Raw genomic sequence first — 16,558 nt, 5'->3', positions numbered from 1 at the left:
TACGGTAAGAACGTAGAGAAAAGGTTTTTTTGTCATGTAAAAATCCCTCGCTTCATATAGTCCTATTAATACATAAGGGGAGGATTGAGCTCCTTGAAAAAGAAGACAGCACACAGAACCGTACGCAAAAGATTAGTAGCAGCATTAGTTCTTTTTTTGGTGGGGATAATTATTTTGGTTGGGAGGATGTTTATTGTTCAATTTATCTCCCATGAGACTCTCCTGACGAAAGCATTAAGCAGCTGGAGCAGAGAATTACCAATGGAAGCGGAGCGGGGGGCAATTTTTGATCGCGATGGAGAACCAATCGTTTTAAACAAGCTTGCTCCAAGCTTGTTTATTATTCCAAGGCAAATTGAAAATCGGAAGGAGACTGCCCAAACCCTGGCAGAAATTTTGGATATGCCGCTAGAAAAAGCGGTCGAATTTGTTGAACGTAAAGGATCGATGGAAAAGCTTCACCCGGAAGGACGCAAGCTGTCTTTTGAACAGGTGCGAAAAATTGAAGAAGCAAAGCTTAAGGGAGTGTACATTGCCGATGATTTTGAACGCCAATACCCTGGCGGCAAGTCACTTTCACATGTTCTCGGATTTATTGGAGTAGATAATCAAGGTCTCTCCGGGCTTGAGCTTATCCATGATGACATGCTTAATGGGGAAAAAGGAGCTATTGAGCTATATACAGACGCAAAGGGAAGAGATATGGAAGACATGACTGCTAACTACAGGCAGCCGGCAAAGGGAAATGATTTGTATTTAACGATTGATCAGGATATTCAGTCCATCCTGGAAAGAGAACTAACGAATGCACAGCTTCAATACGATCCTGATCAGATGTTTGCCGTTGCAATGAATCCGAAGACGGGAGAAATTTTTGGTATGGCAAGCCGGCCGGATTTTCATCCGCTGGCATTTCAAGAAACGCACCCAGATATCTATAATCGTATTTTACCTATCTGGAGCACATATGAACCGGGTTCTACTTTCAAAATAATTACACTTGCTGCTGCACTGGAAGAAGGCAAGGTCGATTTAGAGCGGGAACAATTTTATGATTCAGGCTCTGTTGAAATTGCAGGAACACATTTACACTGCTGGAAAAGGGAAGGTCATGGGCAGCAGACTTTTTTGGAGGTTGTACAAAATTCCTGCAACCCGGGTTTTATAGAGCTTGGTAACAGACTTGGAAAGGAAAAGCTATTTTCCTATATTAAGCAGTTTGGCTTTGGGCAAAAAACAGGCATTGACTTATTGGGGGAGGCAAACGGTATTTTATTTCCAATGGATCGTGTCGGGCCTCTGGAATTAGCCACGACCGCGTTTGGACAAGGGGTCTCTGTAACCCCAATTCAGCAAATAACAGCTGTATCAGCTGCAATTAATGGCGGCTATTTACCTACTCCCCATATCGCAAAAAAATGGACGAACGGAGAAACCGGGGAAATTATAAAAGAAATTGAGCCTAAATTAAAAAGAAGAGTCATTTCGGAGGATACATCCAAGCAGGTAAGGGAAGCCCTTGAAACGGTCGTAGCCCAGGGGACTGGCCGCGGCGCTTATGTTGATACCTACAGAGTAGGCGGCAAAACAGGAACTGCGCAGAAGGTAAAGGACGGAAAGTATATGGAGGACAGCTATATCGTTTCCTTTATCGGATTTGCTCCAAGCGATGACCCGGAGCTGATTGTTTATTTAGCTGTGGATCATCCGAAAAATACCGTCCAGTTTGGAGGTGTGGTAGCTGCTCCAATAGTCGGTAATATGCTTGAAGACGGTCTGCGTACACTCGGTGTTAAGCCGAGAGAAAAGCAGGTTGAAAAATCAGTAAGGTGGCTTGATCCTGTAACATATAAAGTACCTGATCTGATCGGGACTACAACCAAGGACCTAAAGGAAATGCTTTTGCCGTTAAAGCTTGAGGTTGAAGGAAAGGGTACAAAAGTCATCGAGCAGTCACCTAAACCGAATGTGACGGTGAATGAAGGGACCACCATCAGAGTCATGATGGGGGAGGGTGAATAAGTCGTGGTGCTGGATGGAAATTTAAGCTACAATAAGGAACATGTTAGATGTTTGCCGAGTTAGGAGCTGAAAAAATGAGACTTTCGGAGCTGGTAAGCTGTATCCCTTTTTATGAGTGGAAGGGACCAACTTCTGATCCAATTATTCATTCGATATCTCACCATCATAAAAGTGTTAAACAAGGAACTCTTTTTATTGCGTTAAAAGGAGAAAAAAGAGACGGCAGGGATTTTATTCAGCAGGCTGTTTTAAACGGAGCTGCAGCTGTTCTTTGTGACATCGAGCTTTCTTTATCCATCCCTGTTATCCAGGTGAAAAATTCCAGGCACGCCTTAGCCCAGATCACCAATTTGTTTTATGGCTATCCCAGTTACAAAATGAATGTCATCGGCATTACAGGAACGAACGGTAAAACGACCGTCTCGCATATGATTCAGTCAATCGTTGACTATGCTGGAGAAAAGACAGGCGTTATAGGCACTCTTTACATGAAGCAGGGAGCCCAAACCAAAACCTCCATCAATACGACGCCGGACAGTCTGCTGCTTCAGCAGACGCTTAGTGATTTTCTTGCCCATAACGTTACCACTTCGATTATTGAGGTCTCCTCTCACGGGCTTGCCCAGGGAAGGCTATTCGGCTGTGATATTGATATAGCAGTTTTTACGAATTTAACGCAGGACCATTTAGATTACCATGGAACAATGGATCACTACAGATGGTCTAAAAGCCTGCTGTTCTCTCAATTAGGCCACAATCATTTCATGGATCTTCCTAAATTCGCCATTGTAAATGATGATGATCCCTTTTCTGAAATGATTCGCCAGGCAACTTCAGCTCATATTATTTCATATGGACTAAATGAGCGTTCTGATGTTTATGCGAGCAAAATAACCTACGGGAGGCATTCGACCGCCTTTACCGCCCATACGCCAATCGGAACGATAAATATTAAAATCCCGGTAGTTGGCGTTTTCAATGTGTACAATGCACTTGCTTCCATTGCTGCTACCTTTGCTAAAAGAATTCCGCTGTCAGCCATTGCAGAAGGACTCAAGAACATGCAAAGTGTGCCAGGGAGATTTGAAATTGTCGAGGCTAATCAGCCTTTTACAATCATCGTAGACTATGCGCATACACCAGACAGTCTGGAGAACGTATTGCAGGCAATTGTAAAAATGAGGGCAGGCCGCACGTTTGTTGTGGTGGGGTGCGGGGGTGACAGAGATAAGACAAAACGGCCTCTCATGGCTAAAGTAGCATGCGGTTATGGGACGGACGTTATTTTTACAGCTGACAACCCGAGAAGTGAAGATCCTGCAGATATTATTAAGGATATGGAAGAAGGGGTTCCAGGACATAATTACTCAGTTATTCTGGATCGAAAAGAAGCTATTGCCTATGCCATAAGCCAGGCGAAAGAAGACGATGTGATTTTAATAGCCGGCAAAGGACATGAAAAGGTTCAGATAATCGGCAATGACCTGATCCCCTTTGACGATAAGGAAGTAGCCTTTGAGCTTGTAAAAGGGGCATTTTAATGCGTATCAGCTATTAAACAAAATGAAGTGTCTGTTCAATTCTATCCGTGCTTTAAGAGAGGGCTCTTAAGTACTGGAAAAATGAACGGCACTTTATTTATTTATTGAGCACTGGAAATTTTGAGTGAAAAAAACTTTACCTCAGGACATTTCACTACTATGATAATATGGGGACATTTGATTTGTTCAAAAGCAGGCAGATCATGTGATAAACTATTGATAAACTAACATATCGTTTTTGAATTAGGAGGATTTAGCATGTCGATTTTGGCTATATTCGCCTCGTTGTTTGGGGCGTTTTTTGTAACAGTCGCAGTATCACCATTATTTATTCCATATTTACGCAGGTTAAAATTTGGTCAAAGCATCCGGGAGGAAGGGCCGGAATCTCACCAGAAAAAATCCGGAACCCCGACCATGGGCGGGATAATTATCCTGTTTTCCATCATCGTAACTTCGCTTGCGGTTACTGCTTTCTTTAATGCGATGAATGTAACCTTGCTGCTTTTGCTTTTGGTAACAGTAACCTTCGGAATTCTTGGCTTCCTGGATGACTTTATCAAGGTTGTGATGAAACGGAATCTTGGGCTTACATCCCTCCAAAAGTTAATAGGCCAAATCTTCATTGCTATCATTTTTTATGTAATTTTTCAAGCTAATGGCTTTTCGTCAATTATTGCTATACCTTTCACTACAGTGGAAATTAATCTTGGCTTTCTTTATGTTGGATTTGTGATTTTCTGGCTCGTCGGTTTCTCAAATGCTGTTAATTTAACAGATGGGTTGGACGGGCTCGTTTCCGGAACAGCAGCTATAGCATTTGGAGCATTTGCCATTTTAGCCTATCAGCAGGAGCAATTTACACTGACGATCTTCTGTATGGCTGTTGTGGGAGCGGTATTAGGATTTTTAGTTTTTAATGCGCACCCGGCAAAGGTCTTTATGGGAGATACAGGGTCTCTTGCGTTAGGAGGCGCTATTGGAACAGTCTCACTGCTTGCTAAGCAGGAAGTGCTGCTACTTTTAATCGGTCTTGTTTTTGTAGCAGAAACTCTTTCCGTTATTATGCAGGTGACTTCCTTTAAATTAACCGGTAAACGAATCTTCAGAATGAGTCCGCTGCATCATCATTTTGAATTAGTCGGCTGGTCTGAATGGAAGGTTGTTACTGTATTTTGGTCAGTCGGCCTTGCAGTCGGCATCCTAGGTGTATTGATTGGAGTGTTTGGATAAATGAAGCATATTACAACATATCAAAATAAAAAAATACTTGTAGTCGGCTTGGCCAAAAGCGGTGTTGCTGCTTCTTTGCTTCTGCACCGCTTGGGCGCTTTCGTCACGGTAAATGACTGGAAGCCGCTTTCTGAGAATAAAGAGGCTCAGTCCCTGCTCGACGAAGGGATTAAGGTTGTGTGCGGAAGCCATCCGGTGGAATTGCTGGAGGAAGGCTTTGAATTAATCGTCAAAAATCCCGGGATTCCCTACACGAACGAGCTAATAAAAGGCGCTAGAGAAATGGGGCTTCCGGTTATTACAGAAGTTGAACTTGCTTATCTGATCAGTGAATCAACGATGATCGGAATTACAGGAACAAATGGTAAAACCACCACCACAACCCTTGTGCATCATATGATTGAAGCTGCAAAGCAGCCTGTTTATATGGCAGGAAATATTGGTACGGTGGCTTGTGAGGTAGCTCAAAAGGCAAAAGCTTCCGACACAATGGTTGTCGAGCTCTCTTCCTTTCAGCTGATGGGAATTAACGAATTTAAGCCATCTATTGCAGTGATTACAAATATTTATGATGCGCATCTTGATTATCACTCCTCGAGGGACGAGTATGTAAAGGCAAAAACGGCTGTTACAAAAAATCAAACTGAAAAAGATTTTCTCATTGTTAATGCAGATCAGCCTGAGCTAATGGATCGGGTTTCGTTTACAAAAGCGCAAATTATTCCATTTTCTACAAAGAAAATAGTTTCAGATGGCTTATATGTTTCCGAAGGAGTACTTTATTTTAAGGGTGAGGAAATCATTCATACAGAGGAGATTGTACTTCCGGGAGCTCATAATCTTGAAAATATTCTTGCAGCGGTTGCAGCAGCTAAGCTATCAGGAGCAGACAATCAGGCGATCCGTTCTGTCCTGGCTACCTTTACCGGTGTACGCCACCGTACTCAGTTTGTTAGAGAGTGGAATGATGTAAAGTTTTATAACGATTCAAAAGCCACAAATACACTAGCGACAAAAAGTGCACTGGATGCCTTTCAAAAGCCAACGATCCTTCTTTGCGGAGGATTAGATAGAGGAAACAGCTTTGATGATTTAATACCTTACCTTAAAAATGTTAAATCAATGATTGCGTTTGGCCAGACAGCCCAAAAGATGCTTGATATGGGAGAGAAGGCAGGAATTAAATCTCTTATAAAAGTACACAGCGTAAAAGAAAGTGTAGGGGCAGCTTCAGAGCTTGCTTCACCTGGTGATATTGTGCTTTTATCACCAGCATGTGCAAGCTGGGATCAGCACCCGACGTTTGAAGTAAGAGGAGACATATTTATTGATGAGGTGAATAAACTTTAACAGGGCGTTTAACTGCTCAATCTTTCACTGTGAGGCTCAATAAGTATGGACCGTTGGCTCGTTGGACTTATTTGTTCGTGTGTTGTGTTTGGCATCATTATGATCGACAGCGCAAGTTCCGTATGGGCATTGGACCGCTTTGGTGATTCACACTTTTTTTCAAAAAGACAAGCTGTTTTTGCCATTCTTGGAATCGTATCCATGCTTTTTTTAGCCAATTTCAATTATTGGAAACTAAAAAAATACGCATGGACCGTTTACCTGGGAGGCGTACTGCTTTTGATTCTCGTGTTAATACCGGGTGTGGGTCTTGTAAGAAACGGATCCCAAAGCTGGCTTGGAGTGGGACCGCTGTCCCTCCAGCCTTCTGAGTTTGCAAAAATCGGGGTATTGCTTCTTCTGGCGAAAAATCTGGAGGAAACGAGCCATCCGATTACCAACTTCCGCAAAGGAATGGCACCACAGCTGCTTTTATTAATTCTTCCATTTGGCATCGTCATGCTTCAGCCCGATTTAGGGACAGGCACTGTTATTTTAGGAACTGGTCTGGCCCTGATGTTTTTAGCGGGAGCGCCGTACCGTTTTTTTGCAGGACTTATTTTTTTGGGTATTGCAGGCTTTGCAGGATTGATTATTTCAGCACCTTACCGCCTTCAGCGTATTGTTTCGTATCTTGACCCATGGCAGGATCCTTTAGGGGCCGGATTTCAGATGATTCAATCTTTGTATGCACTTGGACCGGGAGCCATTTTTGGATTTGGACTTGGAGAAAGCAGACAAAAATATTTTTATCTTCCTGAACCGCAAAACGATTTTATTTTTGCGATCGTAGGAGAAGAGCTTGGTTTTTTCGGCGGATTGCTCCTGCTTTTGCTCTTTAGCGCGATTGTCTGGAGAGGGGTTTTAATTGCACTCGCTGCCCCAGATACTTTCGGTCAGCTGATGGCAGGCGGCATTGTCCTGATGATCGGCATTCAGGTGATGATTAATGTAGCCGTTGTAATCGGCCTGATACCGGTAACAGGGATCACATTGCCTTTTATGAGCTATGGAGGCTCTTCCCTTTTACTTGTCCTTCTCTCCTGCGGAATTTTATTGAATATAAGTAAATACAGGAAAAAAGTTTAAATCGGTTTGGGACAGTGTCTCAGACTGATTTTTTTATTACCCAGACTCAATTTATCCTTTTCTTGTTTGTAACAAGGACATGGCAGGTAAAATAAAATTTTATAAGAAAAGTTTATTTTTACATTTTAATGACGAAGGCTTTTCAGTTGTATGTTCTTTGATTAGAATAGTGTAGTATAGGGAAAAGACATACTCGCAGATGTCTGAGTTTTTTTTGCATACTGCGAATTATGATGCTTTAAGGAGAGAAAGTATGGAGAAGTTTATAATTGAACTGCAAAAAGCAGAATTAGGAAAAGTATCTTACGACGAGAAATTGGTTAATCATACAACAATGAAAGTTGGGGGACCGGCTGATGTGCTGATTGAGCCGTCTTCTGTTGAACATTTAAAACAGCTGATGACACTAATCAACCGGCATAATGTAGAATGGCGGGTTATTGGAAGAGGTTCGAACCTTTTAGTGAGTGATAAAGGCATAAAGGGGGTAGTAATCAAGCTTGGAAAGGGCATGGATGATTTGCAGATTGAGGGAACGACGATCCGGGTGGGAGGCGGTTATTCCATTATCGTTCTCGCCACTAAAATGGCGCGTGAAGGGCTTCATGGACTTCAATTTGCAAGCGGTATTCCAGGGTCTGTAGGCGGTTCTGTCTATATGAATGCAGGAGCTCATGGATCAGATATTTCCAAAATTCTCACTCGTGCCCATGTGTTGTTTCCAAACGGGGATATGGAATGGCTGACAAATGAAGAAATGAAATTTTCTTACCGTACTTCTGTCCTGCAGAAAGAACGCCCTGGGATTGTTATTGAGGCAGAATTTGCCCTGAAAGAAGACAGCTCTGAAAAAATAAAGGCTGAAATGAAGAAGTATAAAGACTACCGACGTGAAACGCAGCCGTGGAACCATCCTTGTTCAGGCAGTATTTTCAGAAACCCGCTTCCTGACTATGCGGGTCAGTTAATTCAGGAGGCTGGATTAAAAGGCTATCAGATTGGCGGTGCAAAGGTTTCAGAGCTTCACGGAAATTTCATTGTAAACGCAGGGGGAGCCACTTCAAAAGATGTGCAGGACCTGATCAGCCATATTAAACGAACGATCCTTGAGAATAAGGGAATTATCATAGAAACAGAAGTTGAGTGGGTAGGCAACGAATCAGATTTTAAATAAATCAGCCGTTTTGCTGACTTTTTCGTGTAAACGAATAAGAATAATGAAACATCATATGTTGTGCATAAGTAAAAGAGAGCTTTTTTGCTTTCTTTCGCTTTTGTCTTAAAAAGGGAGTGTTGAATCGATGGGCAGAAAGCCAGTCGTTTCACTGGAAGACAGGGTCCCGCAGCTAAAACAGCGACGCAGAAAGAAAGCAAACAGAAGACTGCTGTCTGTGGTATTGTTATTTATCTTGGTTATTCTTATTATTTTGTATTTCCAATCCCCTTACAGTAAATTTCAGTCTTTTTCTGTTGAGGGAGCCACGTGGCTGACTGATGATGAAATAATGGATGCAAGCGGTGTATCATTGGGAGATTCCTATTGGGCCACCGACCTTGACCTGGTAGAGGAAAACCTTCTAAGCAAGCCGGAAGTGAAATCTGTTGAGGCTTCCAAAGATTTTCCTACCACTCTGCAAATAAACATTCAGGAGTTTGGACAAATTGCTTATATAAAGCAGGAAAAACAGTATATTCCCATTCTTGAAAATGGAGCTACTTCCAAATCGATCGAAAGCAGCGGCCTTTCACAGGATGCCCCTATACTTGTTGGCTTTTCAATGGATCAGACATTAGAAGAGATGGCAGCTTCCCTTTCTGAACTGCCTCCGGAAGTCCGGCAGTCAATTTCGGAGATTCTTTTAACACCGACAAATACTGATAAAAATCATATATCAGTTTATATGAATGATGGTTTTGAAGTATCTGCTGTACTGGACACTTTTGCTTTAAAAATGGCTCATTACCCTGCCATTGTAAGCCAGCTGGACCCTTCGGTAAAAGGAGTGATTGATCTTGAAGTAGGCTCATATTTTAGAGCTTATCAAAGTGGGGATCAGCAGGAGCTTGACACCGACGGGTTGGAGGATGGCGACGGAGGAGAAGAAGACCTTGAAACAGAAGGGTAGGACACTTTTATTTTCAATAGTCTTTCTTGTTCTTGGTTTTTTGCTCTCCTTTTCGTACAGCATAACTAAAGAACAATTTTCAAACGATGATCAGGGCGGACAGTCCATTAACCGGTTTAATTCAAAAAAGGAGAACGCACGCCAGGAATTGCTGCAGACTCAGCAGGAAAATCTGGATTTACAGGAGGAGCTATTTCAGCTGCTTGACTCAGTCAGGGAATATGAACGGACTATTTCAGATAATGACGATGCTTCCGGCCTTGCTGTAGAAGCGGATCAATACAGGCTCATACTCGGCAAGGTCGCAGTTGAGGGCCCCGGGGTTGCTATCACTCTTGCGGATGGAGAATACGATCCTGCCATTGAAAATATTAATGATTATCTTGTCCATGAACATCATCTTTTTCATGTTATTAATGAGCTGTACATAGCAGGTGCCGAAGGGATCGCGATCAACGGACAGAGAATTGCCCGCGATACGTATATTATTTGTAATGGTCCGGTTATTACTGTAGATAATATACAGCTTCCAGCTCCTTTTACCATTACAGCAATTGGAGATTATGAAGTTATGAGCTCTGCACTTACAATTACCGGGGGAGTTCGGGATCAGCTGGTAAACGATTCGATTAACTTTACGATGGAGAAAAAAGAGTTAATCAGGATGGCCCCGGTTATTCGTGATTTATAGCGTATACTGAAAGGCGTTAAGCGAATGAATAGAAAAGCAAAATTGCATTTCACTTTAATCTCAATGGTTATCGGCTTTTTAGTTGCTGTACAGTTTCAGACCGTTAAAAAACCTGCTGAACGCGATACGCGCGATATTTGGGAAATACGACAGGAGCTTGGCGTTCAGCTTGAACAGCAATCCATTCTTCTTTCTCAAATCGACGCCCAGGAAAAAACGATTTACCAATATGAAAAAGATCAGGCTTCTAGTAAGAAAGAAACTCTTTTAGAAACAGTAGAGCAATTAAAAACAGAAGCCGGTATGACAGCAATAGAGGGGACTGGTATTACCCTTGAGCTAAAGCCAATAGCAGAGGAGGTTTTAATGGGCGGCAGTGCCGGGAAAATTAGCGCTGACCTTTTGCAAAGGCTTGTTAATCAATTATATCTATTTAATGCCCAGCATATCTCAGTCAATCAATACCGTTTAGGAGCAGTCTCTGTTATTAGAGATATTAACGGGATCACAGCAGTAAACGGGAATTCTCTTCCCGCTCTTCCAATCACCTTGACAATCCTGTCGAAAAATTCGCAGGAGGCTGAAAAGCTTTATAACCGAATGCTTGGTTCTGAGCTGCAGGAGGACTTTTTTATCGATGATATCCGGCTCGTCATTAACGAACCGCAGCAGCATCTTGAAGTGCCGGCTTACGATAAAAGAATTAATGTCCGCTCGATGATACCGCAAGCGGCTGATGAAGAGGAGTAAATTAAATGTGGCTGCCGGTCCTTGCACTAATTGTCGGTATTTTCTTAGGTCTATTTACCGAACTTTCAATACCTGAAGAATATTCAAACTATCTTTCCATTGCGGTTTTGGCTGCTCTAGATACCCTCTTTGGGGGGATTAGGGCCTACTTGCAGGGGGTTTACGATGACAGCGTGTTTATATCGGGATTCTTTTTTAATATTGTTTTAGCTATAAGTTTGGCTTTTCTAGGCGTTCATCTTGGTGTAGACTTATACTTAGCAGCCATTTTTGCTTTTGGAGTAAGGCTGTTTCAAAATATCGCCGTTATTCGACGGTTGCTGCTTGTTCAATGGAATGAAAAGAAAAAGAATGCAATTTAGCGATATTTAAAGGCTTTATGGCTTTTTTGCAGAATAATCTTCGTAGAATGTAAATCAACTATTAAATGATGAAATAAATGAAACTAACTGCTTTTGAGGGAGGTGCCACAGGATGAGTAATAATGAGTATTTTGTTAGTCTTGATATCGGAACATCGAATGTGAAAGTAATAATTGCTGAATTAGTACATGACTCTCTCAATATCATCGGGGTAGGCAACGTACAATCAGAAGGAATAAGAAAAGGATCAATTGTTGATATTGATGAAACGGTCCGTTCTATTCAAAAAGCTGTAGATCAAGCAGAAAGAATGACAGGTCTTGATATACATAATGTTATTGTAGGTATTCCTGGAAACCATGTTTCCTTACAACCGTGTCACGGAGTCGTGGCGGTCTCAACGGATGACAAGGAAATTAGGGATGAAGATGTAGCAAGGGTAATAGATGCAGCTCAGGTAATGCCTATTTCTCCTGAAAGGGAAATTATTAATATTGTGCCGAGGCAATTTATTGTTGATGGACTTGATGAGATAAAAGATCCACGGGGCATGATAGGCGTACGCCTTGAAATGGAAGGCACGGTCATTACGGGCTCTAAAACAATGCTTCATAATATTCTGCGTTGTGTCGAACGCGCTGGCCTTGAAATTGCGGATATTTTCCTTCAGCCTCTAGCTGCTGGAACCATTGCTTTATCAAAGGATGAGCAAAGCCTGGGAACAGCTATTTTAGATATTGGCGGCGGCTCAACAAGCATAGCTGTCTTTGAGCAGGGCAATCTAATAGCCACTTCAATTGTTCCTGTAGGCGGTGAACATATTACAAAGGATCTTTCCATTGGATTGAGAACAACGACAGATGATGCTGAATCAATTAAGATTAAGCATGGGCATGCATTTTATGATTACGCATCCGAAGAAGAGGTTTTCAGTGTTCCAATAATAGGAAGTGATCAGCACCAGCAGTTCAATCAGCTTGAAATTTCTGATATTATTGAAGTAAGATTAGAAGAAATGTTTGATTTGGTTATTAACGAGTTAAAGAGATTAAATATTCATAATCTGCCAGGAGGTTTTGTTTTATCCGGCGGAGTTGCAAACATGCAGGGAATTCTTGAGCTGGGTCAGGCTGTACTTCAAAATCAGGTAAGAGTCGCAATACCTGATTATATTGGTGTCAGAGAACCACAATATACAACAGCTGTCGGACTAATTAAGTATGCTCACAAACATGCCAAGCTGCAGGGAAGGCTCGACAAACAGCCTTCAGCATCCGAATACGAAGGTGCCGGTGATCATTCGTCAAAAAAACAACCGGAATCAAGGCCAAAACAGCCAAAACCAAAACAAAAGAACGAAGAGGGAAAATTCAAGAAGCTATTGGGGTATTTCTTTGAATAACCTTAAAAAAAGTAATTTGGATGAATTAGGAGGACTTATGAATGTTGGATTTTGATACGAATGTAGATTCATTGGCAACCATAAAAGTCATCGGTGTAGGAGGCGGCGGAAACAACGCAGTCAATCGTATGATCGAGCACGGAGTACAAGGTGTAGAATTTATTGCAGTTAATACAGATGCTCAGGCATTAAATCTTTCTAAAGCAGAGATTAAAATGCAAATCGGGGGGAAATTAACCCGCGGGCTCGGAGCAGGAGCTAACCCGGAAGTAGGCAAAAAAGCTGCTGAGGAAAGCAGAGAGCAGATTGAAGAAGCGATTAAGGGAGCCGACATGGTCTTCGTTACAGCCGGAATGGGCGGAGGTACAGGAACGGGTGCTGCACCGGTTATCGCACAAATTGCAAGAGAACTAGGCAGCTTAACTGTCGGTGTTGTAACACGGCCGTTCACTTTCGAAGGACGCAAACGTGCGAATCAGGCTGGCGGCGGTATCGGTGCCATGAAAGAGGCAGTCGATACACTCATCGTCATTCCAAACGATCGTCTTCTAGAGATTGTCGATAAAAGTACGCCTATGCTTGAAGCATTCCGTGAAGCGGATAATGTGCTTCGTCAGGGTGTGCAGGGCATCTCAGATTTAATTGCAGTGCCTGGTTTAATTAATCTTGACTTTGCAGATGTTAAAACGATCATGTCAAACAAAGGATCTGCCCTTATGGGTATAGGTGTAGCTTCAGGAGAAAACAGAGCTTCAGAAGCAGCAAAAAAAGCGATTTCCAGCCCTTTACTTGAGACATCCATCGACGGAGCTCAAGGGGTATTGATGAATATCACCGGCGGAAATAACTTAAGCCTTTATGAGGTTCAGGAAGCAGCTGATATTGTAGCCAGTGCTTCAGATCAGGAAGTAAATATGATTTTTGGATCCGTTATTAGAGAAGATTTAAAAGAGGAAATTTTAGTAACCGTTATTGCAACAGGTTTTAGTGAAAACTTAAACCAGCAGCAAAAACCGTCACGGCCTCAAATGGGCGGACAAATCAGACAGCAGCCTTCTTCATTGGCGCCAAAACGCGAGCGTGAAAGAGAAAGAGAACAGCCAAGAGAGCGTGAGCGCGACCGTGACCGTGACCGCGATCGAGATCGTGACAGAGAAGACGTTCATTCACATGAACAGCCTTCCCGTTCTTCACAGCAGCCGGTAGAAGATACACTGGATATTCCAACGTTTCTGCGCAACCGTAACCGTCGCCGCAACTAAATTAAATAAAATTCAAAAGACTGAATCTCATTGTGGGATTCAGTCTTTTTTTGAGGGTTTTTAAAGAAATATTTATTGAATTTCTGTATTGATTTTGACAATTTTCTCTTTTACTTTTGGATATACTTTGTTTCAAAGAAAGGGGGGACTCCACAAGATGCTTCATCTTGAAGCGCTGTGGGCGTTAAACTCTTGGGTAGATTGCTGTGTATTATGGATGGTTGGCAGATTAATTAATCAGCCGCCGAAGTGGAGACGTTTTCTGTTTCTGACTAGCACCAGCACGCTTATGCAGGCAGGTTTTATGAACTTTGATATCCCTCAGGTAATTGAAATTTTATCGTTTTTGCTTTTTAGCTTTTTTATTGTCTGGTATTCGTTTTCCATTAAAGGATTTAGAAGTCTCCTGAGAGCCTGCATTACATTTTGGGGCGCAAGCAGTCTGATTGGCGGCGGGATGTACATGATTAAACAAATGCTTAGGGATTCAAAACACGCTCTGCTTACTGAAAATTCCTTCAGCATGCTTGTCATACTTTCGCTTTTGCTGATTACAGCAATGGTTTGTATGACAAAAATTGTAGAGTCCCTGCAGATGAACCACATTGGAGAAACATTTACCTATCAGGTGGAGATTGAAGTTAATGGACAGGCTTGGCGGGGCAATGGATTTTTAGACAGTGGAAATCATGTGATTGATCCATTTACAAAATCTCCAGTAGTATTTGCCAATGCGCAGGTAGCAAAAGAATTACTTCCTGATATGATTTCGAGTTCGCTAACAGGACAACAGTTTATGGACTGGCCTACGATGTGGCAAAAGAAAGTAAGGATGATCCCATCCAGGACGGTTCATTCAACTAACCAAATGATGATTGGCATTATGTGTGACCGGGTTGCTTGTACTGTGAATGGCAAAAAATTTTTATTGAACAATGTACCGGTCGTATTTACAAATGAAACATTATTATTTGAGGAAAAATGCAATTGTTTACTAAACCCACTGCAATTATTGCCTTGTCATCAACTATAGGGAGTGATGGAAATGCTGCTTGTTCAAGCAAAGCGCACAATGCAATTATGGCTTCTTCAAACATCCAATAAGTTAGGAATTAAAGTAAAGGATATTTTCTACATCGGTGGAAGTGAAGCTCTGCCTTCCCCATTAGAGCGTGATGAAGAAGCTCTGGTCCTTCAGAGACTTGCGGATGGGGATGAGCGGGCAAGATCCACACTGATTGAACGGAACTTAAGGCTTGTTGTGTACATCGCAAGGAAGTTTGAGAATACCGGAATTAATATTGAGGATTTGATCAGCATCGGAACTATCGGCTTAATAAAAGCCATTAATACCTTTGACTTGGAAAAGAAGATCAAGCTTGCCACTTATGCTTCCCGCTGTATTGAAAATGAAATTTTAATGTATTTGCGCAGAACGAATAAATTAAGATCCGAAGTATCCTTTGATGAGCCGCTAAATACAGACTGGGACGGAAATGAATTGCTTCTTTCTGACGTACTCGGAACAGATAATGATTTAATCGTGAAGGATATTGAATCAAGAATGGATCGCGTATTGCTTAAGCAGGCGCTGACGATTTTAGACGAGAGAGAGACTTTTATCATTGAATGCAGATTCGGCCTGAACGGCCAGCAGGAGCACACACAAAAGGATGTAGCAGACTTAATGGGAATTTCGCAATCATACATTTCAAGGCTGGAAAAAAGAATTATACGGCGATTACAAAAAGAAGTAAGTAAAATGGTGTGAAAAACACCATATTCAGGTAATTCAAAAATAGAATATTTTTTCTTCCGGGGGAAATACTGAACGAGAACCCATACTCCCGACTGGAGGAAAAAAGATGGCACGCAATAAAGTAGAGATTTGTGGAGTCGACACCTCAACATTACCGATTTATAAAAATGAAGAAATGAGAAAGCTCTTTACTGATTTACAAAGCGGAAATGATGAAGCGAGAGAAACATTAGTGTATGGGAATATGCGATTAGTACTTAGTGTGATACAGCGTTTTTCACACAGGAACGAAAACCCGGATGACCTGTTTCAGGTTGGATGCATTGGTCTATTAAAGTCGATAGATAATTTTGACTTGGGACAAAATGTCCGATTCTCAACCTATGCAGTACCGATGATTATCGGTGAAATAAGAAGGTACTTAAGAGATAACAACCCGATCAGAGTGTCCAGATCATTAAGGGACATCGCTTATAAGTCTTTGCAGGCAAAGGAGCAGCTAATTAGCGAAACGTCTAAAGAGCCTACAATAGAAGAAATTGCGGCACGGGTAGGGTTGCCTAAAGAGGATATTCTCTTTGCACTTGATGCCATTCAGGATCCGGTGTCACTGTTCGAACCGATTTATCAGGATGGCGGCGACCCGATCTACGTTCTTGATCAGGTAAGCGATGACCGGACAAGCGATGAACAATGGGTGGAGGAATTATCCATCAAGGAAGGAATGCATCATTTAAGTGACAGGGAAAAAATGATTATTCAAAACCGTTTCTTTTTTGGTAAAACCCAGATGGAAGTAGCGGATGAAATCGGTATTTCTCAGGCTCAAGTTTCCAGATTGGAAAAAGGAGCAATAAAGCAAATGAATCGATATGTACATTAGAAAGGAGAGAGGTGTTCTCCTTTCTTTTTTTTGCATAAAATAGATTTAT

The 16,558-nt window shown here is 41.9% G+C and carries 15 protein-coding genes; all 15 read left to right on the top strand.

The genetic code is table 11. From position 1 onward, the window contains the following. The first annotated feature begins 93 nt into the window (after window positions 1–93). The 15 genes from C4B60_RS01815 (at window position 94) to sigG (ending at window position 16,509) form a co-directional block, all read left to right on the top strand. Window positions 94–2,022 carry a stage V sporulation protein D gene (locus C4B60_RS01815; RefSeq protein WP_425331140.1) on the top strand — a complete coding sequence of 643 codons (1,929 nt, stop codon included), beginning with the start codon at window positions 94–96 and terminating at the stop codon, window positions 2,020–2,022. 74 nt (window positions 2,023–2,096) lie between these two features. Continuing rightward, complete coding sequence (locus C4B60_RS01810) at window positions 2,097–3,563, top strand: UDP-N-acetylmuramoyl-L-alanyl-D-glutamate--2,6-diaminopimelate ligase (RefSeq protein ID WP_104056637.1); 1,467 nt, start codon at window positions 2,097–2,099, stop codon at window positions 3,561–3,563. Between the two features lie 258 nt (window positions 3,564–3,821). Further along, on the top strand, window positions 3,822–4,796 hold the full coding sequence (gene mraY, locus C4B60_RS01805) for a phospho-N-acetylmuramoyl-pentapeptide-transferase (RefSeq protein ID WP_104056127.1): 975 nt from the start codon (window positions 3,822–3,824) through the stop codon (window positions 4,794–4,796). After that, the gene (gene murD, locus C4B60_RS01800) at window positions 4,797–6,146 is read left to right on the top strand and encodes a UDP-N-acetylmuramoyl-L-alanine--D-glutamate ligase (protein ID WP_104056125.1); all 1,350 of its coding nucleotides are present in this window, start codon (window positions 4,797–4,799) and stop codon (window positions 6,144–6,146) included. A 45-nt stretch (window positions 6,147–6,191) separates the two neighbouring features. Further along, window positions 6,192–7,274, top strand: coding sequence for a stage V sporulation protein E (gene spoVE / locus C4B60_RS01795; protein ID WP_104056123.1), 1,083 nt, complete (start codon window positions 6,192–6,194; stop codon window positions 7,272–7,274). 253 nt (window positions 7,275–7,527) lie between these two features. Further along, complete coding sequence (gene murB, locus C4B60_RS01790; RefSeq protein WP_104056121.1) at window positions 7,528–8,448, top strand: UDP-N-acetylmuramate dehydrogenase; 921 nt, start codon at window positions 7,528–7,530, stop codon at window positions 8,446–8,448. A 127-nt stretch (window positions 8,449–8,575) separates the two neighbouring features. After that, window positions 8,576–9,400, top strand: coding sequence for a cell division protein FtsQ/DivIB (locus tag C4B60_RS01785; RefSeq protein WP_104056119.1), 825 nt, complete (start codon window positions 8,576–8,578; stop codon window positions 9,398–9,400). Further along, on the top strand, window positions 9,384–10,091 hold the full coding sequence (locus C4B60_RS01780) for a DUF881 domain-containing protein (protein ID WP_245153843.1): 708 nt from the start codon (window positions 9,384–9,386) through the stop codon (window positions 10,089–10,091). Before C4B60_RS01785 ends, C4B60_RS01780 begins: the two co-directional genes overlap by 17 nt. Before the next feature lie 24 nt (window positions 10,092–10,115). Then, a complete protein-coding gene (locus C4B60_RS01775; RefSeq protein WP_104056115.1) occupies window positions 10,116–10,841 on the top strand; it encodes a DUF881 domain-containing protein in 726 nt (241 codons plus the stop codon). Between the two features lie 5 nt (window positions 10,842–10,846). Beyond that, window positions 10,847–11,203, top strand: a complete 357-nt coding sequence (locus C4B60_RS01770; protein ID WP_104056113.1) for a small basic family protein — start codon at window positions 10,847–10,849, stop codon at window positions 11,201–11,203. A gap of 112 nt (window positions 11,204–11,315) precedes the next feature. Beyond that, the gene (ftsA, locus tag C4B60_RS01765; protein ID WP_104056112.1) at window positions 11,316–12,605 is read left to right on the top strand and encodes a cell division protein FtsA; all 1,290 of its coding nucleotides are present in this window, start codon (window positions 11,316–11,318) and stop codon (window positions 12,603–12,605) included. 41 nt (window positions 12,606–12,646) lie between these two features. Beyond that, on the top strand, window positions 12,647–13,867 hold the full coding sequence (ftsZ, locus tag C4B60_RS01760) for a cell division protein FtsZ (RefSeq protein WP_104056110.1): 1,221 nt from the start codon (window positions 12,647–12,649) through the stop codon (window positions 13,865–13,867). 157 nt (window positions 13,868–14,024) lie between these two features. After that, window positions 14,025–14,900 (top strand): sigma-E processing peptidase SpoIIGA, encoded by an 876-nt coding sequence (locus C4B60_RS01755; protein WP_104056108.1) that lies wholly within the window; start codon window positions 14,025–14,027, stop codon window positions 14,898–14,900. Between the two features lie 12 nt (window positions 14,901–14,912). Further along, complete coding sequence (gene sigE, locus C4B60_RS01750) at window positions 14,913–15,638, top strand: RNA polymerase sporulation sigma factor SigE (RefSeq protein WP_104056106.1); 726 nt, start codon at window positions 14,913–14,915, stop codon at window positions 15,636–15,638. Between the two features lie 94 nt (window positions 15,639–15,732). Then, entirely contained in the window at window positions 15,733–16,509 is a 777-nt protein-coding gene (gene sigG / locus C4B60_RS01745) for an RNA polymerase sporulation sigma factor SigG (RefSeq protein ID WP_104056104.1), read from the top strand. Window positions 16,510–16,558: the final 49 nt, after the last annotated feature.

Source organism: Jeotgalibacillus proteolyticus (assembly GCF_002926065.1).
Taxonomy (GTDB): Bacteria; Bacillota; Bacilli; order Bacillales; family Jeotgalibacillaceae; genus Jeotgalibacillus; species Jeotgalibacillus proteolyticus.
Note: the sequence above shows the minus strand (reverse complement) of the source record. Positions and strands in the feature narration are given on the sequence as shown.